22 protein-coding genes are annotated in these 25,476 nt (G+C 66.8%); 12 read left to right on the top strand and 10 right to left on the bottom strand.

What is annotated here, in order from left to right; genetic code table 11:
- Positions 1–33: 33 nt before the first annotated feature.
- The 3 genes from EEB15_RS24270 (at position 34) to EEB15_RS24260 (ending at position 3,519) form a co-directional block, all read left to right on the top strand.
- Positions 34–336 (top strand): hypothetical protein, encoded by a 303-nt coding sequence (locus EEB15_RS24270; protein WP_141512535.1) that lies wholly within the window; start codon positions 34–36, stop codon positions 334–336.
- Between the two features lie 163 nt (positions 337–499).
- Positions 500–1,426, top strand: coding sequence for a lysozyme inhibitor LprI family protein (locus EEB15_RS24265; RefSeq protein WP_233259600.1), 927 nt, complete (start codon positions 500–502; stop codon positions 1,424–1,426).
- 89 nt (positions 1,427–1,515) lie between these two features.
- Positions 1,516–3,519, top strand: coding sequence for a response regulator (locus tag EEB15_RS24260; RefSeq protein WP_141512533.1), 2,004 nt, complete (start codon positions 1,516–1,518; stop codon positions 3,517–3,519).
- Positions 3,520–3,558: 39 nt separating this feature from the next.
- On the opposite strand, the gene EEB15_RS24255 is transcribed toward EEB15_RS24260, so the two are convergent.
- Positions 3,559–4,170, bottom strand: coding sequence for an ATP-dependent Clp protease proteolytic subunit (locus tag EEB15_RS24255; protein ID WP_141512532.1), 612 nt, complete (start codon positions 4,168–4,170; stop codon positions 3,559–3,561).
- Between the two features lie 62 nt (positions 4,171–4,232).
- On the opposite strand from EEB15_RS24255, the gene EEB15_RS24250 reads away from it, so the two are divergent.
- Complete coding sequence (locus EEB15_RS24250) at positions 4,233–4,994, top strand: YecA family protein (protein WP_141512531.1); 762 nt, start codon at positions 4,233–4,235, stop codon at positions 4,992–4,994.
- A gap of 723 nt (positions 4,995–5,717) precedes the next feature.
- Here the strand turns inward: EEB15_RS24250 and EEB15_RS24245 are convergent.
- The 3 genes from EEB15_RS24245 to EEB15_RS24235 all read right to left on the bottom strand — a co-directional run bounded on the left by EEB15_RS24245 (position 5,718) and on the right by EEB15_RS24235 (position 9,073).
- Entirely contained in the window at positions 5,718–7,139 is a 1,422-nt protein-coding gene (locus EEB15_RS24245) for a DHA2 family efflux MFS transporter permease subunit (RefSeq protein WP_141512530.1), read from the bottom strand.
- Positions 7,136–7,519: a YciI family protein gene (locus tag EEB15_RS24240; protein ID WP_141512529.1), complete on the bottom strand. Its 384-nt coding sequence runs from the start codon at positions 7,517–7,519 to the stop codon at positions 7,136–7,138. The genes EEB15_RS24245 and EEB15_RS24240 overlap by 4 nt, the downstream gene beginning before the upstream one ends.
- 132 nt (positions 7,520–7,651) lie before the next feature.
- Positions 7,652–9,073 (bottom strand): FAD-binding oxidoreductase, encoded by a 1,422-nt coding sequence (locus EEB15_RS24235; RefSeq protein WP_141512528.1) that lies wholly within the window; start codon positions 9,071–9,073, stop codon positions 7,652–7,654.
- 115 nt (positions 9,074–9,188) lie between these two features.
- On the opposite strand from EEB15_RS24235, the gene EEB15_RS24230 reads away from it, so the two are divergent.
- Positions 9,189–9,887 (top strand): helix-turn-helix domain-containing protein, encoded by a 699-nt coding sequence (locus EEB15_RS24230; protein WP_141512527.1) that lies wholly within the window; start codon positions 9,189–9,191, stop codon positions 9,885–9,887.
- 117 nt (positions 9,888–10,004) lie between these two features.
- A complete protein-coding gene (locus EEB15_RS24225; protein ID WP_141512526.1) occupies positions 10,005–10,778 on the top strand; it encodes a ferredoxin--NADP reductase in 774 nt (257 codons plus the stop codon).
- A 179-nt stretch (positions 10,779–10,957) separates the two neighbouring features.
- On the opposite strand, the gene EEB15_RS24220 is transcribed toward EEB15_RS24225, so the two are convergent.
- The 6 genes from EEB15_RS24220 to EEB15_RS24190 all read right to left on the bottom strand — a co-directional run bounded on the left by EEB15_RS24220 (position 10,958) and on the right by EEB15_RS24190 (position 19,325).
- The gene (locus EEB15_RS24220) at positions 10,958–13,600 is read right to left on the bottom strand and encodes a glycoside hydrolase family 19 protein (protein ID WP_199236613.1); all 2,643 of its coding nucleotides are present in this window, start codon (positions 13,598–13,600) and stop codon (positions 10,958–10,960) included.
- A 95-nt stretch (positions 13,601–13,695) separates the two neighbouring features.
- On the bottom strand, positions 13,696–14,361 hold the full coding sequence (locus EEB15_RS24210) for an HAD family phosphatase (protein ID WP_141512525.1): 666 nt from the start codon (positions 14,359–14,361) through the stop codon (positions 13,696–13,698).
- On the bottom strand, positions 14,362–15,198 hold the full coding sequence (locus EEB15_RS24205) for a metallophosphoesterase (protein WP_141512524.1): 837 nt from the start codon (positions 15,196–15,198) through the stop codon (positions 14,362–14,364).
- A gap of 36 nt (positions 15,199–15,234) precedes the next feature.
- The gene (locus EEB15_RS24200; RefSeq protein WP_141512523.1) at positions 15,235–15,657 is read right to left on the bottom strand and encodes a YchJ family protein; all 423 of its coding nucleotides are present in this window, start codon (positions 15,655–15,657) and stop codon (positions 15,235–15,237) included.
- Positions 15,654–17,006, bottom strand: a complete 1,353-nt coding sequence (locus EEB15_RS24195; protein ID WP_141512522.1) for a reverse transcriptase family protein — start codon at positions 17,004–17,006, stop codon at positions 15,654–15,656. Before EEB15_RS24195 ends, EEB15_RS24200 begins: the two co-directional genes overlap by 4 nt.
- A gap of 399 nt (positions 17,007–17,405) precedes the next feature.
- The gene (locus EEB15_RS24190; protein ID WP_158290213.1) at positions 17,406–19,325 is read right to left on the bottom strand and encodes a calcium-binding protein; all 1,920 of its coding nucleotides are present in this window, start codon (positions 19,323–19,325) and stop codon (positions 17,406–17,408) included.
- A gap of 364 nt (positions 19,326–19,689) precedes the next feature.
- Here EEB15_RS24190 and EEB15_RS24185 point away from each other — a divergent pair, with 364 nt between their 5' ends.
- The 6 genes from EEB15_RS24185 to EEB15_RS34660 all read left to right on the top strand — a co-directional run bounded on the left by EEB15_RS24185 (position 19,690) and on the right by EEB15_RS34660 (position 25,471).
- Positions 19,690–20,475 carry a response regulator gene (locus tag EEB15_RS24185; protein WP_141512520.1) on the top strand — a complete coding sequence of 262 codons (786 nt, stop codon included), beginning with the start codon at positions 19,690–19,692 and terminating at the stop codon, positions 20,473–20,475.
- Positions 20,476–20,477: 2 nt separating this feature from the next.
- Entirely contained in the window at positions 20,478–22,343 is a 1,866-nt protein-coding gene (locus tag EEB15_RS24180) for a PAS domain S-box protein (RefSeq protein ID WP_141512519.1), read from the top strand.
- Entirely contained in the window at positions 22,336–24,294 is a 1,959-nt protein-coding gene (locus tag EEB15_RS24175; protein ID WP_141512518.1) for a PAS domain S-box protein, read from the top strand. The genes EEB15_RS24180 and EEB15_RS24175 overlap by 8 nt, the downstream gene beginning before the upstream one ends.
- A 101-nt stretch (positions 24,295–24,395) precedes the next feature.
- Positions 24,396–24,881, top strand: coding sequence for a hypothetical protein (locus EEB15_RS24170; RefSeq protein ID WP_141512517.1), 486 nt, complete (start codon positions 24,396–24,398; stop codon positions 24,879–24,881).
- 81 nt (positions 24,882–24,962) lie between these two features.
- On the top strand, positions 24,963–25,178 hold the full coding sequence (locus EEB15_RS24165) for an addiction module protein (protein ID WP_141512516.1): 216 nt from the start codon (positions 24,963–24,965) through the stop codon (positions 25,176–25,178).
- Positions 25,175–25,471 carry a type II toxin-antitoxin system RelE/ParE family toxin gene (locus EEB15_RS34660; RefSeq protein ID WP_141512515.1) on the top strand — a complete coding sequence of 99 codons (297 nt, stop codon included), beginning with the start codon at positions 25,175–25,177 and terminating at the stop codon, positions 25,469–25,471. Before EEB15_RS24165 ends, EEB15_RS34660 begins: the two co-directional genes overlap by 4 nt.
- Positions 25,472–25,476: the final 5 nt, after the last annotated feature.

Raw genomic sequence — 25,476 nt, 5'->3', positions numbered from 1 at the left:
ACTGTCGTTGCGCATCGATACCGGGAGATGTTCATGAAATTCGCCCTTCTGTGCGCCGCGGCCCTGCTGGCAGCGCCCGCCATGGCCGACGAGTTGGTGGCAAGCAACGGCAATGACCAGATCCGCATCTCCAACGGCCCGTGCACCAGCGAGGATGTGCTCAATCGCCTGAAGCCGCAGTTTCGCGCCGCCCTGCGCGAAGCCAGCGCCACGCTCCAGGGCCGGACGTTCAAGGCCTGCTGGATGCTCGAAGGCTCCGCGGCGCACCTGCTCTACGAAGACGGTGACCAGGGCCTGATTCCCCTCACCGAGTTCAAGCCTCCTATCACCGCTTGACGCGATGCTGCCTGCGCGGCAGTCGGCTGCGCTCCTGAATCGCGGTGGCAAGGATGGTGCTGCTCAGCTGCATTGCGGCCGGCAGTGAGATGTGCAGCAATCTGTCACGCAAGCCTCTGCCGCGGCACTTGGCACGGTATGGTTGGAATCCATGGGCATCACATTGCGCATCAATTCGCGCGAGGGAATCATCCTGGCTTCCGGCGTTGTTCTCGGTGCTGCCGTTAGCGCGGCCATCGTGCTCGCCCCGCGCTGGCGAAGCCCTGCGGCCGGCCCCACCGGCACCGTCACGGCGCAGCGCGTCGCGATGGCGCCCAAGCCGCGCGTCCCCTGCCCGCTGGCGCCGGCCGCCGCACCCAGTGGTGAGGCGGATGGCCGCTTCCAGATACCGCCGGGCCTCTCCAGCGACGGCCCATCCGATGTCGGCGCGTTCATGGCGGTCGGCAAAGAGGCCGCAGCCGCCGGCCGCACCCATGATGCCGAGGTCGCGTTCATCATGGCGTGCCGGGTTGCGGACCAGTTCAAGGGGCGGGAATCGGCCGAGTCCGGCCGCGTCCGCGACCGGCTCGTGGCCCACTACGACGCTCTGCTGCGCGATACGGGCCACGACACGGCGGCCCGCCGCGGGGAGTTGCTGCGCCGGGTCGAGTTGCTGAGGCCGGGCCACCCGGCGCCGGCCGTCGAAGCTGCAAAGACTCCGGCGCCCCCGGTCCTTTCCAAACCACAGTTCGTACAAACCGATCCGCCCAAGCCGCAGCCGCGCCGTCCAGAGCTCGCCAAGGCCGCGCCCGCCCGGGTGCCGCAGAAAGCCGTGGCCGCTTCGTCCACGCACGCGAGTTTCGATTGCGCGAAGGCCCGTTCGGTGTCCGAGAAACTCATCTGCTCCGACGCCCAGCTCGCGCGGCTCGATCGCGAATTGGGCCAGTTGCATGCGCGCGCGAAGATTTCCGCGCGCAACACCTGGGCCTTCCAGCAGCGCAGCGACGAGGAATGGCGGCGCCGCGAAGCGACCTGCCGCGACCGCGAATGCCTGCTGCGGTGGTATGGGCAGCGCCGCTATCAGTTGATGAATGAGATCGAAAGCGGATAAACCACACGGTTTTCGGCACAGGGTTACGGAAATTCCCTAAGCGCCGAAGCGTGTGCCGTGGTTTCATCCCGTTACAGGAGAAACCAATCATGCAGTCCCCACATCGGTCCACCCCCAGCGATGCCCAGCCCGCAGCGCCGGCCACGGCATTCCTGGCCAACATGGGTCACGAGATTCGCACGCCGATGAACACCGTCTTCGGCCTTTCGCACCTGCTGCTCAAGACCGACCTCACACCGCGCCAGCGCGACTATGTGGGAAAGATCCAGGCGGCCGGCCAGCAACTGCTGGGCATGATCAACGACGTGCTCGACTTCTCGCGCGCGCAGGCGGGCCAACTGGCGCTGGAGTGCGACGATTTCGATCTGGAGAAATTGCTCGACAGCGCCTGCGGCCCGGTTGCGCACGAGATGGCGCAGAAGGGACTGGAACTGGTGATCGACATCGACCCGTCGGTGCCGCGCAGTGTGCGTGGTGACGCGTTGCGGCTCGGGCAGATCCTGCAGAACTTCATTGCCAATGCCGTGAGCCACACCGAGCGCGGCGAGGTCGCTGTCTCCGTGACGGAGCTTTCGCGCACCGAGACCGACGCGATGATTCGTTTCGAGGTGCGCGACACCGGCATGGGGATGGACGCCGAACAGGCCGGCCGGCTCTTCACATCCTTCCAGGACGGCAGCGGCCTCGGCTTGGTGGTGAGCCGCAAACTCGCCGAACTGATGGGCGGCGAAGTCGGCGTGCGCAGTGCGCCCGGGCGCGGCAGCACCTTCTGGTGCACCGCCAAGCTGGGGCTGGGCCACGAACGGCAGCTGACGGTGCAGCCCAGCCTGCGCGGCTGCCGCGCGCTGGTGGTGGACGACAGCTTCGATGCACGCGCCGCGATCGCCGACATGCTGCACAGCCTGACCTTCGAAGTCACGGAAGCGGCCACGGGCGTTGAGGCCATCGACGCGGTGCGCTCCGCGGCCATCGAGGGACGGCCTTTCGACATCGTCTACGTGGACTGGCGGATGCCGGGCATGGACGGCATCGACACGGCCACGCGCATCAAGGCGTTGGGCCTGGAAGTGCCGCCGCTCATGATGATGGTGTCGGCCTACAGCCGCGAAGACATGTTGAAAGAGGCCGACGCATGCGGCATCGACACGGTGCTGGTCAAGCCGGTCCGCGCGTCGACCTTGTACGACGCGACGGTGGATGTGCTGGCCAGGAAGCGTTCGGTCACGCCGTCGCGGCGCGAAATCGTCGGCGCACCCGAGGCGCCCGTGCCGCCGTCGCTGCTGGCCGGCATCCGCGGCGCACGCGTGCTGCTGGTGGAAGACAACGACATCAACCAGATGGTTGCCCGCGAGATCCTCGAACAGTCTGGGTTGCAGGTCGAGGTGGCCGGGGACGGCCAGGTGGCGCTGGACATGGTGCAGCGGTCGCGGTTCGACCTGGTGTTCATGGACATGCAGATGCCGGTGATGGACGGCGTTGCGGCAACCCGCGCCATACGCCGCATTCCCACGCTGGCCAAGCTGCCGATCATCGCCATGACCGCCAACGCGATGGAGCAGGACCGCCAGCTGTGCATCGAGGCGGGCATGAACGACTCGCTGACCAAGCCGATCGACCCGCGCGTGCTGTGGGCGACACTGCTGCGCTGGATCTCGCCTCCTGCCGTTACGCCCGCGGGCACCGGCATTGGGGGTGGCGAGTCGGCCCATGCCGAACTCGGGCATTGGCTGGACGGCGTGCCCGGCCTGGAGTGGAAGGATGGGTTGGGCTATGTCCGCGGCAACGAAACGCTCTACCGCGAATTGCTGGTGCGGTTTTGTGCAACGCAGGGGCGCGCGCCCGAGCAAATCCACCAGGCATTGGCCAACGGGGACCTGGCGGCAGCAGAAGCGCTCTCGCACACCACCAAGTCGGTGGCCGGCCACATTGGGGCTCGCAAGGTGCAGGCGCTGGCCGGCGAGCTGGAGCAGGCGCTTCGCACCTACTCGCCGCCGACCTGCGTTCAGGAAAGGCTGGGCCAGCTGGAACGTGCCATGTCGGCACTCACGGCCAGCCTTGCAGCCCGGCTCGAGCTGGAGCCCGAACCGGCCTGAAGGCCCGCCTGGCCTTAGCGCCCAGGTGCGACGCGCTGCTCAGCGCGGCAGTTCGGTCTTGCGGTTGACGATGCTGCCGACCAGGCCGTAGGTGATTGCTTCTTCGGCCGACAGCCAGCGGTCGCGCTCGATATCGACGAGCACCGTGTCCAGTGGGCGGCCGGTTTCGCGGGCGATGATGCGCGCGATGCGCTCGCGCGCCTTGATGATTTCTTGCGCATGGATGGCGATGTCCGTCGCCTGGCCGCCGGACGCACCGCTCGGCTGGTGGATCAGGAAGCGCGTGTTCGGCAGGCAGAAGCGGCGCTCGCGTGGCACGGCCAGGTAGAGGTGGGTCGCGGCGCTGCCGACCCAGCCGGTGCCGATCATGTTCACGGGCGCCTCGATGAACCGGATGATGTCGTGGATGGCGTCGCCGGACTCCAGGTGGCCGCCGGGCGAGCTCACCAGCAAATTGATGGGCTTGCTGGAGTCGGCGTCCAGCGCCAGCAGTCGCCGCGCGATATCGCTGGCGGATGTGTCGGAGACGGTGCCGAACAGCAGGACGGTGCGGGACTTGAATGCCTTCTCTTCGAGGAAGGAGCTGCGCAGCTCGATGTTGGTGGTGCCGGGGGCTGCCGGCGGATCTTCTTCGTCTTCCAGGCGGTACATGATGCGTTCCTTTTGTCGTCGTATCGGCGGATTATCGTCCGGATGCACAATCCCCTCTGCCCATGAATGCTTCACCCGACACCACCCCGCTGACCGCCGACGACTTCGATGCTCAGGACGCCGAACTGGACCTGATTCGCGAGGGCGACGACGAAGTCCCACAGTGGGAATTCTGCGAAGGCTTCCTCGCCGCGATGGTCTGCTCGCGGCGCGCCATCGCGCCCGAGGAATACTGGCCGGTGCTGCTGGGCGACACCTTCAACCCGGTCCAGCACATGGAATTCGTCTGGCGCTGGCGCCGCCGGTGGGCCGAGATCGCCAGCGCGCTGGACGCGCCCGTTGAAACGCTCGACGATGACCGGACGTTCCAGCCGGAAGTGCTGGACACACGCGGCGCGGTGCTGGCGCTGCCCGAAGCGGAGCGCGGCGATACGGACATGGCCGGCCTTCCTGCCTTCGCGCAGGTCTGGGCCCTGGGTTTCATGTATGCCGTGGAAACCTGGCCCGACGAGTGGACGCCGCCGCGCGACGCCGACGCGGCGCAGATGCTCGACCACGCACTCGGCTGCATCGTCGCGCTCGCGGGCGACGACACCGGCAAACCGTCCGTTTCGATGTTCGCGGAAGACGGCCCGCCCAGCGTGAGCGACCAGCGGCTGGACGACTTCGGCGCCGCCATCTGGGCGGTGTACGACCTGCGTCAGCTATGGAAGAGCCTGGGCCCGAAGGTCCAATCCGTGCGCAAGGGCCCCGAGCCCGGCCGCAACGACCTGTGCCCTTGCGGCAGCGGCAAGAAGTACAAGAAGTGCCACGGGGCGGGGTGAGCGTCGCACGAAACGCCGGACTCGGCGACCTCGCGGCAACGCCGTGCATGGCCGGGCTGCGGCGCGATGGCTACGGCGTCCGGCATCGCTTGCTGTCGCAAGCTCCTGCCGGAGTCCCCGCGCTGAACGGTCTTGCGGCCCGCGCGGCACAACTCGCCTCCGCTTTGCTGCGACTCAAACAGGTGCCGCGAGCATGAGACGGTCGCGTCGCAAGCGACGCTGGGCCGCAAGACCGTCCACCGCGGGCGCCTGGGCTTTATTCGCGCCGCGGCCCGGCCATGCACGGCGTTGCAGTGAGAGCGTGGCGGGCCAACGGTGGCGCGCCCATGTTGTGGCGGACAGTGAAGCGTTGGCCGTCCACCGGTGGCGTGCATGGATGGTTTGCGAAGCTGTGCGTGGGCGGGCTGTGGCGCGAATAAAGCCCAGGCGCTTGCGGCGGGTGACCGCGCGGCCCCGCACGGCTTCAGCCGTGCGACCGTTTCATGCTCGCGAAAATTGTTTGAACGGAGCAAAGCGGAGAGAGTTTTTTCGCGCGGGTCGCGCGGTCACCCGGCGCAAGGAATTCGGCAGAAGCTTGCGACAGCAAGCGATGCCGAACGCCGTAGCCATCGCGCCGCAGCCCGCCCACGCACGGCTTCGCCGCGAGGTCGCCGAACACAAGCCGAAGGAACGCCTGTCTTGCGCGTAGAGCATGGTGTCAGCCGATAGCCGCGGGGCGAAGAATCAGGCAGGCGCCCCGGCCCGCACGGTTGCGTTCCGCATGAACCAGGCGCCCAGGCCCGCCGCCGCCAGCGCGAACAGCGCGCCCAGGGCAAAGGCCAGGTGGTAGCCGCCCGTCAAAGCCGACGCCTGTGCTGCGCCCGCGCCCTGCAGCGCTTCGGTGCGCGCGGCGGCCATGCTCGCCAGCACCGCCAACCCCAGCGCGCCGCCCATCATGAACGACGTATTGACGACGCCCGACGCGAGACCTGAATCGGCGGGGTCGACATCGCTCATCGCGGACATGAGCATCGGGTTGAGTGCGATGCCGGCGCCGAGCCCGAGCAGCGTCATGCCGGGCAGCACGTCGGCGATGAATGTTCCGTCCACCGGCGCGCGCGCGAACAGCGCCAGCCCCGCCGCGGCCAGGCCGAGGCCGGCCGCGAGCGGGAGCCTGAAGCCGTAGCGCATGACGATCTTCGCTGAGGCGCCGAGCGAGAGCGCCGCCATGATCAGGTTGGCCGGAAGAAACGCCAGGCCAACCTGCAGCGGCGTGTATTCAAGCACGAGCTGCATGTAGAGCGCCGAGATGAAGAACCACGCGAACATCGCGGCCGCCCACAGCACGCCGGCGACATTGGCCGTGGCGACGTTGCGCAACTTGAACAGCGAGAGCGGCATCAGTGGCGACTTCGCCCGTGATTCGATGAAGAGAAACATCGCCAACAGCACCGCCGCCGAAACCAGCAGGCCCAGCGTTTGCGTCGACGTCCATCCAGCCTGGTTGCCGTTGACGACGGCGTAGACGGCCAGCATCAGCGCGGTGGTGACGGTGAACGCGCCGCCCAGGTCCAGCTTCTGCCCCGCCTGTCCAGTGCCGGCGTCGATCAACATCAGGCACAGCACGAACACCGCCGCGCCGATCGGCAGGTTGACCAGGAATATCCAGTGCCAGCCCATCGTTCCGGTGAGGAGCCCGCCCAGCAGCACGCCGATGCTGCCGCCCGCCGCGCAGACAAAACCATAGACCCCCATCGCCTTGGCGCGGCCTTGCGCGTCGGGGAACAGGTTCATGATGAGCGACAGCGCCACGGCGGACACGACGGCGCCGCCCAGCCCCTGCACGGAGCGCGCGACGATCAGCATGGCCTGCGATTGCGCCAACCCGCAGCCCAGCGAAGCCACCGTGAAGAGCACGATACCGGCCAGGAACAGCCGGCGGTGGCCGTACAGGTCGCCGAGACGGCCGCCCAAGAGCAGGAATCCGCCGAAGGTCAGCATGTAGGCATTGACCACCCAGACCAGCGAGGTTTCGGAAAAACCCAGATCGGTGCGGATCGACGGCAGCGCCACGTTCACGATCGTCGTGTCCAGCACGATCATCAGCACGCCCAGGCACAGCACCATCAGCGCCCACCAACGCCGGCGATTTTCGGCGGCAGTCATTGGCCCACCCCGTGGTCGAGCCACATGCCGATCGGGTGCACCTCGATCCCCCAGCCCGCCGCTTCGCCCAGCGTGGCAGCCGGGTGCAGCGAGGCGATGCGGACGGCCTCCTCGCGGTCGGCCGCTTCGATGATGAAGAAGCCGCCCACCATTTCCTTCGATTCCGCGAAGGGCCCGTCGGTCACATGCGGCTGGGCCCCCGTCGGCCGCAAGGAGATTGCTGCTTCGGGACCTTGCAGTGAGGCGCTGACGCGCAGGTGGCCGCTGGCCTTGAGCTCGGCGTCGCGCGCCGGGCATTGGCTGACCATCGCCTGCAGCTCGGCGGGCGGCATGGCACCCATTTTTTCGGGCTCGTAATAGGCCAGGCAGAGGAACTTCATGGGATGTCCTTTCCAGTTGCGGCGGGATTGCCGTCGTCGGGTTACTTCCACGACGAACGGCAACCGCCGGAATCGACATCCGGATTAAAGCAGCCTGAAAAAATATCCGGTCGGATGGACCGTGCCAGAGCCTTATCCGCCCACGCTCTTGGTATGCCTGAAGAAGTTTTCCGGATCCCACTTGCGTTTGATCGCCGCCAGCTTGTCCAGCGCCGGCCGGCCGTACGCGGCCTCGATGCGTCCCGCACCCTCCTCCTCAGTCAGGAAGTTGACGTAGGTGCCGCCCGTGGAGAACGGCTTCATGGCCTCGAAGGTGTCGCGTGCCCAACCCATGTTGACCGCGTCGTCGTCCGGTTTCTCCCATGATCCCGCGATGTTGAGCACGTAGTGCGCGTCGCGATTGCCCGCGGGCGAGTGGCCGGCCGGCAGCTCGTTCAACGCGCCGCCGATCTGGAACATCAGGATGGCGGAATGCGGTGAGGCGATGCGCGCCGCATGCGTGATGGCCACGTCCACGGCCTCACGCCCGATCGCGCCGAGGTAGTGCGACTTCCAGTAGTAGCGCCGGCCCTTGGGCTGCGTCGCGTCGAGCAAGCTCTGCATCTGGGTGTAGGGCCTGCGCATCACGATGTCGGCCACCGGGCTGCCCATTTTGCGGAGCGGTGCCAGCAGCTTTTCCCCGTCCTCCACCTTGCCGGTGTAGCACACGAAGATCGCGGCCATCGGCTTGCCGTGGATTTCCTTGGGCAGCCAGGGCGCGGGCGGCGCGATGCGCAGCGCGGCAACCAGCGTCAACTCGCGCGGCGCAGTGGCGCTGAACTCGCGGAAGGTGTCCAACACCTGCTTCGCGTCTTCGCCGCGCCACGCGATGGCACCGCCCAGGATTTCCGGGCCGGTGGGGAACAGCTCGTATTCGAACGAGGTGACGATGCCGAAGTTGCCGCTGCCCCCGCGCAGCGCCCAGAACAGGTCGGCGTTCTCGGTCGCGCTGCCACGCACGACCTTGGCATCGGCGGTCACCACCTCCATCGAGCGCACGGTGTCGCAGGTCCAGCCGTGCCGGCGCGTGAGGTAGCCAAAGCCGCCGCCCACCGTGAGCCCCGCGATCCCCGTTTCGGAAACGAAGCCCATGACGGCCGCCAGGCCATGCATCTGCGTCTCACGGTCGAGCATGGCCAGCGTGCAGCCCGCTTGCGCTCGAGCTGTCCGGCCCACCGGATCGACCCAGACGCCGCGCAGCAGCGACATGTCGATCATCAGCCCGCCGTCGCACACCGCCAGGCCCGCGATGTTGTGGCCGCCGCCGCGCACCGAATGCAGCAGCTTGTGCTGGGCAGCGAAGCGCACCGCCTGCACCACGTCGGCCGTGCCCGAGCAGCGCGCGATGAGGCCGGGCCGCCGGTCGATCATCGCGTTCCAGATCTTGCGTGTTTCCTCGTAGGCGGCGTCCTCGGGCGCGAGCACCACGCCCTTGAAGCCGGCCTTGAATGCCTGCAGCGCTTCGGGCGTGATGGACACCGCGGCGCCGTCCAGGCCTTTTAAGTTGATGGTCATGCTGTCACTCCTTGATACGGTTGGGTCGGCTGATGCCGAAGCGCAAGAGTGCGCGTGACGCGGCGCCCTGGCTAGTCCAGAATCTGAAGCGCTCTTTGGGCGCCAGGAGACAGCGATGGAGACCGGCTACGGACAGTTTTGCACGGTGGCACGCGGTGCCGAAGTGTTGTGCGAGCGCTGGACGCCGCTCATCATCCGGGAATTGCTGTGCGGCAGCAAGCGCTTCAACGACCTGCACCGGGGCGTGCCGCGGATGTCGACCAGCCTGCTCGCGCAGCGGCTGCGGCGGCTGGAAGAAGTGGGCGTGGTGCAGCGAAGCGCCGAGGGCAAGGTCCGTGAATATCACCTGACGCCGGCCGGCGAGGAGCTGCGCCCCATCGTCATGGCGCTGGGCCACTGGGGCGCCCGCTGGATCGACAGCGACCTGCGCGAGGACGAACTCGACGTGAGCCTGCTGCTGTGGGACATCCGGCGATCAATCCGGCTGGACCAATTTCCTCCAACGCCGGTGATCATCTATTTCGAGTTCCATGACGCGCGGGCCGGTGAGCGCCAGTGGTGGCTGGTGGTCGAAGACGGCGTGGTCGACCTGTGCAGGGACGACCCTGGGCGCGAAGTCACGCTCGTGGTGGAGTCCACGGTGCGTGCCTTGACCGAAGTCTGGGGCGGCGACCGCACGCCGCGGGAAGCGATGCGGCCGGGCCAGCTGGCGGTCAAGGGACGCGACTCGGCGAAGCTGTGGCACTGGCTTGGTACGGGCACGTTCTCGGCGACGCGGCAGGCGGCGCGGCACCAGGCGGCGGCCGCCGCCTGAACCCCTGGCACAATTCCGTAGAGCGGGCAGGGGCTGTCGCCCCGGTGCCGCGCCCAGGCCCCGTGCCTGAATACCATTGACCTTGCCACTTCCGACTTCCGCATCGCGGACCATCCCATGAGCGCCTTCAACGAAGAAACCGTCCTGTCCATCCACCATTGGACGGACAAACTGTTCACATTCAAGACCACGCGCGACCCTTCGCTGCGCTTTTCCAACGGCCACTTCACGATGATCGGCCTGCGCGTGAACGAGAAGCCGCTGCTACGGGCGTATAGCATCGTCAGCGCCAATTACGAAGAGCACCTGGAGTTCCTGAGCATCAAGGTGCCGGACGGTCCCCTCACTTCGCGCCTGCAGCACATCCAGGTGGGCGACAAAATCATCGTCGGGCGCAAGCCCACCGGCACGCTGCTGATCGACTACTTGCTGCCGGGCAAGCGCCTGTTCCTGCTGTCCACGGGCACGGGCCTCGCGCCCTTCATGAGCATCGTGCACGACCCGGAAACGTACGAGAAATTCGAGCAGATCATCCTGGTGCACGGCGTGCGGCAGAAGGACGAGCTGGCCTATCACGACTTGCTGGTCGAACACCTGCCGGCCCACGAAATCCTCGGCGACATGGTGCGCAGCCAGCTGAGCTACTACCCCACCGTCACCCGCGAGGCCTACCGCAACATGGGCCGCGTCACCGACCTGATGCAGACCGGCAAGATGTTCGAAGACCTCGGCATCCCGCCACTGAATCAGGCCGAAGACCGCGTGATGATCTGCGGCAGCCCAGGCATGCTGAAGGACCTGAAGCACATGCTGGAAGGGCTGGGCTTCGCCGAAGGAAATACGTCCAGGCCCGGGGACTTTGTGATCGAGCGGGCTTTCGCGGAGCAATGAGTTTGGTTTAGTGCTTGCACGTCGTGGGTTTCGCTCATGGACCTCGCGGCAAGGGTCGCTCATAGACCTCGCGGCAAAGCTGTGCGTGGGCGGGCTGCGGCGCGGCCGTGCACGGTGTTGCCGCGAGGTCTCAGAGCGCCATAGATCCCGGACCAAGCGAGGATGACGAGCTTCCGCCCCTAGCGACCACCGTCCACAGCCGTCCTGGCATCCATCCCCATTCGCTTTTCGCGCAATGAACTGCCGCTGCTGCGGAACTGAATGACTGACGGTTCTGCATCCTTCGCGGCGACGCCCAGGATGTATGCGAACGTCGAGGCTACCGTGTGCGGGTCGTCGTCGAAATCGCCGTGGTGGCGCGCCTCGGAGGCCATGCCCGAATCCACCGGCTGCTGGTTGGGCGCGAGTACCAGCCGGTGGCGCGCCGTCTTGAACAGCGCGCGGATGTCGGCGTCCAGGAACTTCTGCATGCCGAGGATCGCCACACCATCCCGGAAACCCGGGATGCGGGCCTTGTCTTCAAAGGCGTTCGACACCAGGTACAGCAGCGACTTGTTGTAGATCTTCGCGCAGTTGTCGGCCTGCTCCGTCTCGTCGTTGAGCATGTACAGCGCGAAGCGGCCGATCTTCCCCGACTGGATGGCCGGCAGGTAGTTCTGCTTGAACAGGTCGACTGTGCACGCGGGCGCCCAGAGCGTGCAGCTCTCGATCTTGCGCTTGCCGGCGGTCAGCAGCTTGATAAGAGGCGCGTGCAGGATGGAACCCGCGCTGTGACCCACGACGTGGATTTCCACATTGTCGTGGTCCAGCTCTGCCAGCAGATCCGCCACCAGTTGCGCAGCGCCGCCTTTGTTGCTGGCGGCCAGCGCGTTCTCTTTCATCTCGCTCCAGGCCGACTTGCCCGTCAGGCTGCGGGCAAGCGGTTCCAGCGCGTCGTCCAGGCGGTCCAGCATGAAGTCCTTGGCCGCGTCGAGCACGCCCTCGGGCCGGCGCCGGCGCACGGCGTCCTGCAGGATGTTGGTGATCGTTGTCCAGTAGTCGCTGTTCCAGATGAACGCCAGCGGATAGACCTGCGCCTCCAACAGCGCGGGCCGGTACTCGGCGAGCCGCTGCACCGCCGCCTGCTGGCCCACCAGGCCACCGTGCGCGTACAGCAGGATGCGCAGCTTCTTCCAGCCCCGCGTGACGCGGGGAATATCTTCCTCGAAGATATGGCGCAGGCTGTCGGGCGTGACGCCGTAGTCGCCGCCCGGCTTGAGCATGCCGTTGTTGCCGACGCTGATCACGTGCGGGCGCAGGTCGGCGAACGAATAGGCGGCCGTCTGGCCGGACGTGGTGGCATGCGCCGTGGCGGTCGATTCCAGCGTGCGCAACGTCACCGGCGCGCCCAGCCGGGCAACCCACACGTCGGTGCCGTTCTTCAGCCAGTCGTCGTAGCAGATGCGGGCGAAACCGCCCCGGCCCCAGCCCGGGCCCCAGGAGTTCTGGATCCAGAAGCCTTCTTCGTCATAGGCCACGATGGCGAACGCGTGGCCGCCGAGATCCGGTGCGGGGAACGCGACGATGCCGTCCGGCCCCACCGAGCGCCAGCCTGCGTGCACCACACTGGTGGCGTAGAGGATGCCCACCTCGGCCAGCGCCGAATGCATCGCCACGACATCGCGATGGTTCACGCGGAAGTACGCGCCCAGCGGGCGGCGCCGGGCTTCGGAGGTTCGCGCATCCGTCAGGCCGCGCGCGTCGTCGCGACGCGGCTTGACCGGATAGAGCGTCTCGGCGCAGACGCCGTGCTTGTGCCAGCCCTTCATCGCGCCGCGAGCGCTGGAGCCGGAATAGTCTTCGCCCGGCCACTCGTCGTAGCGACGCGCCAGGTCGTACAGCATGCGCGGGCTGACGGGCGCCGCGTCGGGGATCACGCGCCGGCGGCGCAGCAGGTAGTTCGCCACGGTCGCCAGGCCGAAGCCGGTGCACGCGCCTTCGGTGCCCTGGTCGAGGATGGGCACGTCGTGGTCGAGGTAGTTGCCCAGGGGAATGTGCGTGGGCACCTCCACCAGCGTCGGCACGTACATCGCGTCGCGGAAGTCCAGGGTGTCGGGCCGGGCATTGAGGATGGGGCCTTCGGCCTTGTCCTTGGCGGCGGCGCCCTTCCGGCCCTTGGCCGCGGGCTTGGTGGGCGGCGGGGTATCGATGCGCACGACCTCGACGCCGCGCGTAAAGTCTTCGGCGGGCTGTGCCTTGCGCCGCGCGGCCGCAGCCGATGCGCCGGCGGGGAACGCATCCTTCAGCACGTCCAGCGCGCGCTTGTAGAACGCTTCACGGTCTGCCGCGCCGTTCTGGCCACCGTTGATGCGCTGCGTGATGCCGCGGAAGTCGCCGGCGTCGGCGAGCGCGTTCAAACCATTCTTCTGCCAGAAGAGGGCCGCCGTCGTGAAACCGACTTCGGGCGTGGCGGCCAACTCGGGCTTGCTCACCAGGTCCAGCCCCATCAGCGCGCCGTAGCGCTGGTAGTTGTCGCGGCCGGTGATCTGGATCGGCCCTCGGCCCTTGAAGCGTTTGCCGTCGCCCGGCTGGGTGTTGCCCAGCCTCTTGGACAGGGGGGTCACGGGCTCGTACCGCTTCTGCGCCTCGGTCGGCCCCCAGATCTCTTCCATGAACTGGAACTCGCCGGACTCGTGCGCCAGCTGCGCGATGAACGCCGCCACCCGCATTCGCCCGGTGATGTCGAACGCGCTCATGGCTTCGTTGAGGTGCGGCAGGAACCTGTCGAGCTTGGCATGCGATGCGTGCCGCATGATTTGCGTGAGGTGCGCGAGTGTGAGCATGACGTCTCCCTGGAGGTTCGCGAATCTAGCAATTGCGCGCCCCGCCCACATCCTCCGATTGGGGGAGACAGTCGTTCGCTCGCGCGACGATGCGACTAGCCCAGCAACCCAGGCAACTCCACCATGTCGGTAAACACAGCCGCGACGCCGACAGCGCGCAGCGCCGCCGGCGTGTCGTGGCCCGCTTCGGGCGGGCTGTAGCCGAAGACCGTCGCGCCGGCGGCCACACCAGCGGTCGCGCCGATGGACGTGTCCTCGATTACGGCGCAATGCGTCGGGTTCACCCCGAGCGCGGCCGCCGCCGCAAGGTACACATCGGGCGCCGGTTTGGACCGAGGCAGCTCGTGGCCGCTGAAGACACGGCCGCGAAAAAACGGCATGAGGCCGCACTTTTCCAATTGCAGTTCGACCTTTGCGCGGTCGGCGCCCGAAGCGCAGGCGATGCGGCCATCGAAACGCTCATGGATCTGCCTCACAACTTCGACAGCACCGCGAACCGCCTCCACACGGAGCAGCAGCTGTTCATTGCGACGCTCGCGAAAGCTGGCGAGCCATTCGTCGGCCAGCGGCCGGCCGGTGTGCGCTTCGATCTGCGCGCGCTCGTCCTTGATGGCCTTGCCGATGAAGATGCGCATGCACTCCTCGGATGTGAGTTTCCAGCCCAGGTCCTCCAGCATCTCGCGCAAGACGCCGTTGGTGATGGACTCGCTGTCGACCAGCACGCCGTCGCAGTCGAACAGTACCGCTTCGAATTTCGCCACTTACTTCGTTCCTCCGTTGATGGTGATCAGGGCCCATTCGGGCCGCATGTTGAAGCGCACGGGGAAGATGCTCACTCCCAGTCCGCTGGTAACGTACATCCGGTTGGGGCCGTGATCGATCCAGCCGTGGGCCCATTGCCGCGGCGCGGCCGTGGGCAGTGCCAACGCACCGTAAAACGGGATCGACACCTGGCCGCCGTGGGTGTGGCCGGCGACGGCCAGGCCCGTGATCGCCGGCAGTTCCAGCAGGCTGGCTGGGTCGTGCATCAACACCAGCGCCTGGGCATCGGCCGGCAATTTGGCGATGGCCTTCCTTGGCTGCGAATGACCGGTGTAGTCGTCGCCGATGCCCACCACCCAGAGCGATGTTCCCTCTAGCGGCACGGCATCGTTCTCCAGCACCGCGATACCCTTCTTGCGCAGCGCTGCCGCGATGGCCGGGGCGTCGTGCCACCAGTCGTGGTTGCCCAGGACGGCATAAACGCCCAACGGCGCGCGCAGTTCGCCGAGCACCGTGGCGATCTCGTCTTCCGGCTTCGCGATGTCCGGGTCGTCGTTCTGGCTGGCGATCAGATCGCCCGGCAGCAGCACCACGTCGGGCTTTGCGGCGTTGATCTCGGCGACGATGCCGCGGGCCCGCTCCGCGGTCATCACACGCCAGAAGGGGCGCCGGGTGAAGTGCCAATCCGACGCCACGGCCACCTTGAGTCCCGGCGGCCCCTGCCACGACGCGACTGTGTGCTGCAGGTGGCGCTGCGCGACCCAGCGCGGCTCGATGCCCACCGACCAGACGAGGCCCATCGCCAGCAGCGCCAGGACTGCCAGACGCCAGCGCATCCGTGTGCTCAATGCGCGCCGGGCGATACCGTTCTCCTAGCGGGTGTCCCCGTCCACGTAATACCAGCGCCCGTCCTCGCGCACGAAGCGACTGCGCTCGTGCAGCCGAACGCCACGGCCAGCGACACGGTAACGGGCGACGAATTCGACTTCGGCATGGTCTGCATCAATGACCCGATGATCGCGCACTTCCAGGGCCAGCCATTTCGTACCGGGTTCGAGCTCGAATTCCGGGCTGGCGGAAGGACGCGTGGCGATGTACCATGTGTCCACGATGTAGCGCGCGTCACACAGCACATGGGCCGTGTAGCGGGACCGCATCAGCGCCTCCGCGTCCGGCGCGGGCGTGTCGTCCAGATGACCGACATAGCGGCCGCAACATTGGGCCAGCGTCAGCGGCTTCTTGTTGGGGCCGAGGCGGCCGCAAGGGCAGGGTTGCGTAGGGGCAGGAGTTGTCATGAGGATATAGCCGCGAGCAGTCGGTCCAGCTTGCGCGCGCGTGATCCGCACACCAGCTGCGACGCCCAGCTTACCTGACCTTGCAGCCGCATACGCGTTGCCTCGTCGCAGCCGAGGGCGGCCAAGGCATGCAACTGCGCCCGCAGGCGATCGTAGGCACAGCGCTCGAGATTGGGCCGCTCGTTCACGACCACCCCTGTGAGCCGCTGGCGGCGGTGCGACGGCATGGCGCGCGTCTTGTCGGGGTGCAAAGCAAAGCCTTCGGCGTGCGCGATGGCTTGCACCCAGGCCTGCAGGTTGCGGCGTCGAGGCATCAAGTCCGCCGGGCCGGAAAATGCCAAGTCGTCGGCATAGCGGCTGTAACGCGCGCCAAAGCGCCACGCGAGGCCGTCCAGGCGCAGGTCAAGTGCGAAGCCACAAAGATTGGCCAGGGCCGGCGAGGTGGGCGCGCCCTGGGGCAAGTGCGGCGATGCGAGCCGGGCAGCGCCGCGGCGGTCGATGCTGCCGCATTCCAGCAGCCGCTCGCGCACGGCCCGGGGTGTACGTGCCGTGCACAGGGCCGCCAGTGCGGCCGACACCCCCTCGGGGTAGCCCAGCGTCCGCCACAGGGCGCGGATACGAGCGATGCCTATGCTGTTGAAAAAATCTCGCAGGTCATGACAGATCACTACGGCTTGCCCGGTATGTTCAGCCGCATGGGTAAGCACGCTGCGTCCCTTGGAAAAGCCGTGAACACACTCATGAACCGGGATGCGATCCAGCAAGCCGGACAACAGGCGGCGCTGGACACGCTTGAGGTCGGGTTTGGGAATCTCGATCAGCCGCAGGCCATCGGATCGTTTGGGTTTGAGCAAAGCATGGTAGTGCAGGCCTGGCGGGACGTTGGCGCGGCCCGGCGCTGGCTCGGTCTCACGAAAATTCTGCGACGGTGCGATCAGCCATTGCAAGCGCTCGAGAGAGACGTCCAGCCAGGCCGCCAGATCGGTCAGCGTGGGCAGCGAAGGCAGCTCCAGCCCGGCCAGCTCGAATGGCGGCGCGGCCATGCGAGCCGTCCGGAGAAGCAGCCGTCGCACGCGGGGCCGAGGTTGACCAGGGGCGAATGCCGCATCGAACTGCGGCAACTCGAAGATGTGGTCAGCCAGGGTCGCGACAGTGTGGTGCCGCGGGTTGCGGGCGAATTCACGGGCGACGGCCTCGGCCAGTGGCTTGAGCCAGGTACCGCGAGTGCCCATGCATTGCTGCGCCCGGGCCTGCAGCGCCTGCGCCGACTGACCGCCCGGCTGGTCGGCGTCCGCCATCAAGGCGTGCGCCAAGCCGGTGGCGATCCAGTGGCGGTAGCTGTGTGTCATCGATAGGGGCCCCAAGCACTCCAACCAGCGGGTCAGGCGTGATGACTCCTGCGTTTTCGCGCAGTGCGCATCACGCGCCGTAATGCCAACTTCAAGAGATGCCGTGGGGATGCCCCACGGCCCGAAGGTCTTTCACCCTCGATGATGCTTGAAGCGCCGGGGCCGGCTGGATTATGCGTTCACCGCCGGCCGAGGGGCCGCAGGGGCAGGTTTGCGTAGCGGCAGGAGGTGTCATGAGGGTATGGCGGCAAGCAGTTGGTCCAGCTTGCGGGCGCGCGATTCGCACACAGTCGCGACGCCCAGCTTACCCGCCCTTGCAATCGCACCCGCGGGGGGATTGGTTCGGCAAAAGGGCAAGCGGGCAGTGCAGCCAGGGCTGCACTGCCCGCTTGCCGTGGGTCACAGCAGGAAGTCGTTGCCGGTGAGGGCGATGGTGCCCGTCAGCATCAACTCCAGCTCGGCAACGTGGTCGCCGTTGACGTCGCCGCGCACCCAGGTGTTGCCGCCTTCGTAGCTCACCACCAGCTCGCCCGGGGTCGTGCCAGTGCTGTGGCCGAGGAGGCCGCGGAAGAAGAAGGCCTGGTCGCCGGCGACGTTGATTTTGGCATCGATGGACCTCAGGTCGATTTTGTCGCCCGACTGGAAGTCGGTGATGGTGTCAATGCCGGTGGTGCCGTCGGTCTGGCGGTACGAATCGAGCACAGTGTTGAAGACGAAGTTGTCGTTGCCTGCGCCACCCGTCATGTTGTCCCAACCCTTCCCGCCGACCAGCCAGTCGACACCCGCGCCGCCGAGCAGCCAGTCATTGCCGTCGCCACCCTCCAGATGGTCCATGCCTTCTTCGCCTTGCAGTTCGTCATTGCCGGCGCCGCCGTACAGCAGGTCACTGCCGGTGCCAGCGAAAAGGAAGTCTTGACCGGACCCGCCAAACAGCTGGTCATTGCCACCGTGGCCCCGCAGCAAGTCATTGCCGATGCCGCCGTCGATCACGTCATTGCCTTCACCGACGCCGCCGTCCAGCACGTCGTCGCCCGCATATCCGCGGATCTCGTCGTTCGAATTGGCGCCGCCGGTGACGACGTTGTTCAGCTCGTTGCCCCACAGGTGGGTGTTCAGGGCGGTGCCGGTAAACTTCAGTTCGTCGACACCGCTTGCGAGGAAGGTGCTGGCGGTCGCGCTTTGAACGGTGTCCCACCCTTGGCCCGCCGACTCCCAGGCAGCCCAGCCTGCGAACTGCGCCTTGTCGGTCCCAGCGTATCCCCGATCGCTGAAGATGAACAGATCGTTGCCGGCACCGCCCTCCATCTTTTGGACCCTGTCACCCTGGATCTCGATCAGTTTGTCGTTCCCGTTCCCGCCGCTCATCACGTCTTGCTCGTTGGCGTATCCGGGTGCGGCGGCGACGCCGGCGTTTTGGGCCAGGCGCGACATCAACTGGTCGTTGCCGTTGCCACCCTCGAGTACATCGCCTTCATTGGTGCCGGTGATCAGGTTGTCCATGCCATTGCCCACGATCCGCGCGGTCTGGTGGGGGGTGGTCCAAAGATGGGCCTCATCGTGGCGATTGACTCTCAGGTTCTCCACGTTCTCCGGCATCTTGTAGCTCCACATTTCGTTGAAGAACGACGAGTCGAGCGTGATGTTGTCGATACCTTGATCGCCATACTCGATCACCTGGGGCACGACGTCATCCACCACGGTCGAAGAGGAGACTCGGGTGATGTAGTAGCTGTCGTTGCCGGTGCCGCCGTACATGCTGGTGGCTCCCAGCCAGGCGCCAGAACCTCCGGTGCTCAGGTTGTCGTTGCCGGCGCCGCCCAGCAGCACGTTATTTCCACCGCCGGCGTGCAGGGTGTCGTCGCCCTCGCCGCCTTCGAGCCGGTCGTCGCCATAGCCGCCCTCCAGGTCGTCGTTGCCGGCGCCGCCGATCAGCTTGTCGTGGCCGTCGTTTCCTTCCAGGTGGTCGTTGCCGGCGTCGCCATACACGTAGTCGTCGCCATCGCCGCCCACCGCGTGGTCGTCACCGTCACCGCTATAGAGACCGTCGTTGCCTTCCTTGCCGAACAGGCTGTCGTTGCCGCCGTCGCCGTACAGGAAGTCGTCGCCCAAGTCGCCGTAGATCTGGTCGCTGCCTTCCTGGCCGTACAGAAAGTCCTGGGCGTCGCCGCCCCGGATCAGGTCGTTGCCAGCGCCGCCGTAGATCCAGTCGCGGCTGCCCAGGCCATACAACGAGTCGGCGCCACCCATGCCGTTGATAACGTCGCTGGAGCTGGTGCCGTTGATGGTGTTGTTGAAGTCGTTGCCGGTGTACTTGGCCATGTTGGTTTCTCCTTGACCCGCCGGTGCATCAAGACAACCTTGTGCTGTGTCCGCTGGGGATGGATGAATCATCTGGGGCTCGTGTTTCAACCCCGCTTCGCGCCGGGTTTCATTGGTTCTGCATGAGGCTCGAAGCTCCGCGCCATAGTTCACGGTCGCTGGGCCGGGCTGAAACAATCGAAACGAAGCTGGCTGGCGGCCGGGCATTTTGAAGCGCCGTTGAAACACGCGCTTCCCACACTGAAGGCATCGCAGCCCCTCACTGCCTTGTGCCGGAGACACAACCATGCAAGAAGAACCGATCGCAAGCGTCGACATGCCGTCGGCTACCATCGCCCCATCGCACTCTCGCCCTGAATTGAGCATGAGCACCTTGCCCGCGGCCCCGACGACCGACGCCCCCAGCCTGCTGGTGGTGGACGACGAACCCGAACTCCGCGGCCTGCTGGCCGAGTACTTCACCCGGCACGGCTTTTCAGTGCGGACGGCTGACCATGCGGCCCATGCCCGGGAGCTGCTGGCCCAGACGCGTCCGCAACTGGCCCTGCTGGACGTGAACATGCCCGGCGAAAATGGACTGGCCCTTGCACGATGGCTGCGCGAAGCCCATCCCGAGGTGGCCATCGTGATGCTGACCACGGCCGGCGAAGCCATCGACCGCATCGTGGGCCTGGAGATGGGCGCCGACGATTACCTCCCCAAGCCTTTCGAACTGCGTGAACTGCTGGCCCGCGTGCGCGCGGTGCTGCGGCGCAGCCAGGCGGCGCCCGCCGTGCCGGCTGCCTTCCCCGTGAATGCCACGGCCACCCCGACGGCCGCGCAGCCAGCCGCGGACGCCAGGCGCGAGGTTCGCTTCGGCGACCGCCTGCTCGACGTGGACCAGCGCAAGCTCTACGCCCCTGACGGCAGCGAGATCGAGATCACGGCCGCCGAATTCGACCTGCTGGCACTGTTCGCCCGCCACCCCAACCGGCCGTTGAACCGCAACCAGATCATGGAACAGGCCCACAACCGCGGCTGGGACGTGTTCGACCGCAGCATCGACCTGCGCATGATGCGCCTGCGCCGCAAGATCGAAAGCAACCCCGACAAGCCCGAAGTGCTGAAGACGGTGCGCAACGTCGGCTACGTCTTCGTGCCTCGGGCCTGAGCTTGGGCAAGCTGCCGATGGTCGAAGCGAGCAACGACATGCAGACGTCGGCGCAGGAGCTGCTGCGGCGAGGGCGCCGCTGGCTTCGGTTGACTTTCTTGCCGTTACTTTGCCTGGTGCTGCTGCTGGCCGCCTGGCAGGCCTGGGCGCAGTGGCGGCAGGTGCCGGCAGCGCCACGCGGCGAACTGCTACTGGCCCTGGTGCCCCAGGTGCTGCCGTTCGGGCTGATTGCGCTCGGCTTGCTGGCCGTGTGGACCTTGACCCGGACGGCCTGGGTGCAGCTGGTGATGAGCACCTTCGCACAATTGCGCATCAGCGCGCAGCGGGAACAGCGTGCCGAGGCGCTGAAGTCGGCCATCGTCGACCACGCCCAGGCCGCCTTGATGGTGGCCGACGAAAACGGCAGAGTTGTGGAGTTCAACCCTGCCGCAGAAGCCTTGACCGGCTATTCGCGAGAGCATGCCCTGGGCAAGACCATGGTCGAACTGTTGATCCCTGAACGCTTCCAGGAACGTTTTGCCTGGGGCTTGCGGCAGATGGGCGACGGCGACCGCGCCGGCCTGATGGGCCGCAGGCTGCCGCGGGCGGTGCGGCGCGCCGACGGGAGCGAACTGCCGGTCGAGGTGGTGATGTGGATGACCCGCGTGGATGGCACGGTGTTTTTCACCGCGTCCGTCGCGGATCTCACCGATGTCCGCGCCGCTGCCGAAATCATCGAACGCCAGCGCGACGCCCTGCGCCAGAGCGAAAAGCTCACCGCCATGGGCAGCCTGCTGGCCGGTGTGGCGCACGAGCTGAACAACCCGCTTGCCATCGTGATGGGCCGCGCCAGCCTGCTGGAAGAAAAGACCGAAGGCACGCCGCTGCAGGCCGACGCCACGCGCATCCGTGACGCGGCCGAGCGCTGCGGCCGCATCGTGCGAACGTTCCTGAACATGGCGCGCAGCCGGCCGGCACAGCGCGGCAGCGTGCAGCTGAACGATCTGGTGCGCGCAGCCGCGGACATGCTGGGCTACACCCTGCGCAGCCACGCCATCGATCTGGAACTGCGGCTTGACGAGACCCTGCCTGAGGTCAATGCCGACGGCGATCAAATCGGCCAGGTGGTGCTGAATCTGCTTGTCAACGCCCAACAGGCGCTGGCGGCACATGCCGGCTTGCGGCGCATCACCATCACCAGTGGCCAGGCGCCGGGTGGTGTGTGGCTGAAGTTGACTGACAGCGGCCCCGGCGTGCCCGAGGCTGTGCGCGACAAGATCTTCGATCCCTTCTTTACGACCAAGGGGGACGGGATGGGCACCGGGCTGGGGCTGTCGGTGTCGCGCGGCATCGTGCGCGATCACGGTGGCGAACTGGCCTTGGTTGGCGCGGGGCAGTCCGGCGCCGGAGCCAGCTTCAAGCTGAGTCTGCCGCTGCAAGTGCCCGCAGCGCCGGATGTGACCCTGCAGGCCGACCCGGGCCCAGCCTCGTCGCAGGCCGTCGGCCGCGTGCTGGTGGTCGACGACGAGCCCGAGATAGCCGATCTGATTCGCAACATGCTCGAGGGCGCGGGCTACGAGGTAGCCAGTGCCGACAGCGGTGCAGTGGCGCTGGAGATGCTGGCGACCGCCAGTTTCCAGGCCATCGTCAGCGACTTGCGCATGCCCGACATGGACGGCGCAGCGCTGCAGCGCGCCGTGCGCGAGCAGCACCCGGCCCTGGCCACGCGCATGCTGTTCGTCACCGGCGACACCTTGAGCCCCGGCGCGCGCCAGTTCCTGGACGAAACCGGCTGCCCGCGCCTGGACAAACCCTTCTCACGCACCGACCTGCTGTCCAGGCTGGCGCAATTGCTGCAAGTCAACCAGGTGCCGCCAGCCCATGCATGAACCCAACTTCCTGTCCGACGCGCTTGCCGCCGACCTGCCCCTGCTCACACGCGTGCTCGACGGCGTTCCCGTCCGCGTGGGCGTCCTGGATCGGCCGGGCCGCTACCACTACGCCAATGCCGCCGCACTGGAATTTCTGGGCCTGAAGGCCGAAGAGCTGGTGGGCCGCACTTTGTTGGACGTCCGCGGCCCGGAGATCCAGGCCAGCTGGGCCCCCGTCGCCGAGCGCGTGTTTGCCGGCGAGACCGTCACCTGGGAAGGCTGGAGCGACTACGTGACGCGCGGCCGTTGCTTCACCGAAGAGACGCTGCGCCCCTACCGTGGCAGCGGTGGCGAGGTTGAACTCGTCATCGCCTACGCTCGCGACCTCACCGACCTGAAGCAGCAAGAACAAATGCTGCTCGACCAAGTACAGGCGCTGCAGCGCGCCGAACAACTCAAGGCCGCCATTGTCGACAACGCGCTGGCCGCCATCGTCACGACCGACGCTGCGGGGCTGGTGGTGGAGTTCAACCCCGCAGCCGAGGCCATGTTCGGCCTCAGCCGGGCACAGGCGCTGGGCCGGCCCGTGTCCGAGGTGATCATCCCGCCCCGCCACCGCCAAGGCCATCAGGCTGGCTTGGACCGCATGGCACGCGGCGAGGAACCGCGCCTGATGGGCCAGCGCCTGCAACTGCACGCGCTGCGCGCCGACGGCACCGAGTTTCCCATCGAGATGGTGCTGTGGCAGACGCAGACGGGCGGCCAGCCTTACTACACGGCGTCCATCAACGACATGTCGGAGAAGGTGCTTGCCGCCGAGGTCATCGAACGCCAGCGCGACGCCCTGCGCCAGAGCGAGAAGCTCAGCGCCATGGGCAGCCTGCTGGCCGGTGTGGCGCACGAGCTGAACAACCCGCTGGCGATCGTGATGGGCCGAGCCAGCCTGTTGGAAGAGCGCACCGAAGGCACGCCGTTGCATGCCGAGGTGCGCCGCATCCACGACGCAGCCGAGCGCTGCGGCCGCATCGTGCGCACCTTCCTGAACATGGCGCGGCAGCGCCCATCGGAACGCGCACCCGTGCTGCTGAACGACCTGGTGCGCGGCGCTGCGGACTTGCTGCAGTACAGCCTGCGCAGCAGCGGCGTGCAACTGAGCCTGGCTCTGGCCCCGGAACTGCCTGAAGTCAGCGCCGACGCTGACCGCCTGGGCCAGGTCGTGCTGAACCTGATCGTCAACGCCCAGCAGGCGCTGCAAGGCGTGCCCGCGCCGCGCGAACTCCACATCGAAACGGGCGTGGACAAGGCCACATCGCTGCTGTGGCTGCGCGTGTCCGACAACGGCCCCGGCGTACCCGACGACATGCGCGAGCGAATCTTCGACCCCTACTTCACCACCAAGGGTGAGGGCGCCGGCACCGGCCTGGGCTTGCCCGTGTCGCGCAGCGTGGCGCGTGACCACGACGGTGAGTTGCTGCTGGAAGACCGCCGCGCTGCGACCGATGGCCGCATCGGCGCCAGCTTTTGCCTGCGCCTGCCACTGCAGCCGGCGCCGCCATCGGTGCCGCGCGCGGCACCGCGCGTTGAAGCCCCGGCGCCGGCCGCGCAGCGCCTGCTGGTGGTTGACGACGAGCCCGAAATCGCCGACCTGATGCGCGCCATGCTGGAAGGCGCGGGCTACGACGTCATCACTGCGGAGAGCGGCGCTGTGGCTTTGAAGATGCTGGACGAAGGGCGCTTCGACGCCGTCATCAGCGACCTGCGCATGCCAGACGTGGACGGCGCCGCGCTGTGGCGCGAGGTGTCGGAACGCCAGCCCGCACTGGCCCAGCGCATGCTGTTTGTCACGGGCGACACGCTGAGCGCTGGCGCGCAGCGCTTCCTGGCCGACGCCGGCTGCGGCAGCCTCGACAAACCCTTCGCCAAGTCCGACCTGCTGGCCCGGGTGGCGGCGTTGCTGAAGCCGAAGTAACGACGACGCTGCAACAAACGAAACAAGACCTCGGCTCGCAGTCAATCCGATTGAAACCTGGGCAGGGCATCCTCCATCGATCCCCCAACAGGAGCACATCGATGTACACCTATTCCGCTGCCTTCGTCCTTCTTGTGATCGGTACCGCGGTTCATGCCGCCGAACCGCAAGACACCTTGTCTCGCCTGGCCTCGTGCCAGGAGTCGTGGCTGGACATGAAGAGCGACCCGGCGCGCGCGGAGAAATTCGCCGAGGTCATCAAGGCCAACTTCGTGCAGGACGACCGCTCCCCCAGCTGGAAGCCGCGCCAGCCCATGACCTGGCTGGGCAAGCCCGTGATCGAGATCACGCCGCAAAGCGTCGGCATGGGCCTGGGCTTCGCAGTGACGGTCAAGGCTCTGTCGGACGACGTGAAGCCGGCCTATGAAAAGCTCGTCGGCCATCCATTGGGCAAGTGCGAAAAGGGCGACGGAATGCTGGCGTGCGAACACCCGATTGCCAAACAACGCACCGCCATGCTGATGGCGCCGCTGAAGAAGCCCGAACTCGGCACCATGCTGGGTTGCTACTACTTCTACCAACAGTGACACCAACACCCCAGGCCGCCTCAGCCTGAGTCACAGGGACTGGAGTGTGCGTCGAAACCGGTTCCTGCTAGACTTTGTGCGATGAAAGCGACTCTTCAGCCTGTTGAGCATCTCGGCAAGTTCGAGCGACTTCTGTTGGTGGAAGACCTTTGGGACGAGTTCGCGTCGGAAGTGGACGCTGAACCCAAGGTGGAAGTCCTCGATGAGCTGGAGCGGCGCGCTGCGTGGCGAGATGAACACCCTGGCCAAGGCAAGAGCCTGGCGCAAATCGCGCGGTCGCTCGGCGTCCGACTGTGAGTTGGGAAGTTTCGTTTGAAGCCCCGGCCCAGGCCGAAATCGCCGAAGCTTTCGATTGGTATGAACAACGGTCTTATGGTCTGGGCGGCGATTTCCTGCGAGTCATAGCTGCCGCCGCTGAGCATTTGGAACGCAATCCCGAGGCTTTCCCCGCCGCGCGAGGTCGGTTTCGCCGAATCTTGCTGCGACGCTTTCCCTACGCGCTGCATTTCGAATTGCTGAACGGACAGCGCGTTTCCGTGTTGGCCTGCCTGCACCATCGGCGAGACCCGGCACGCTGGCCGGGCAACTGACGGAG

The sequence above is a fragment of the Ramlibacter sp. WS9 genome (assembly GCF_003797765.1).
Taxonomy (GTDB): domain Bacteria; phylum Pseudomonadota; class Gammaproteobacteria; order Burkholderiales; family Burkholderiaceae_C; genus Ramlibacter.
The sequence above is the reverse complement of the archived record's forward strand: the minus strand, read 5'-3'. Positions and strand labels throughout refer to the sequence as shown.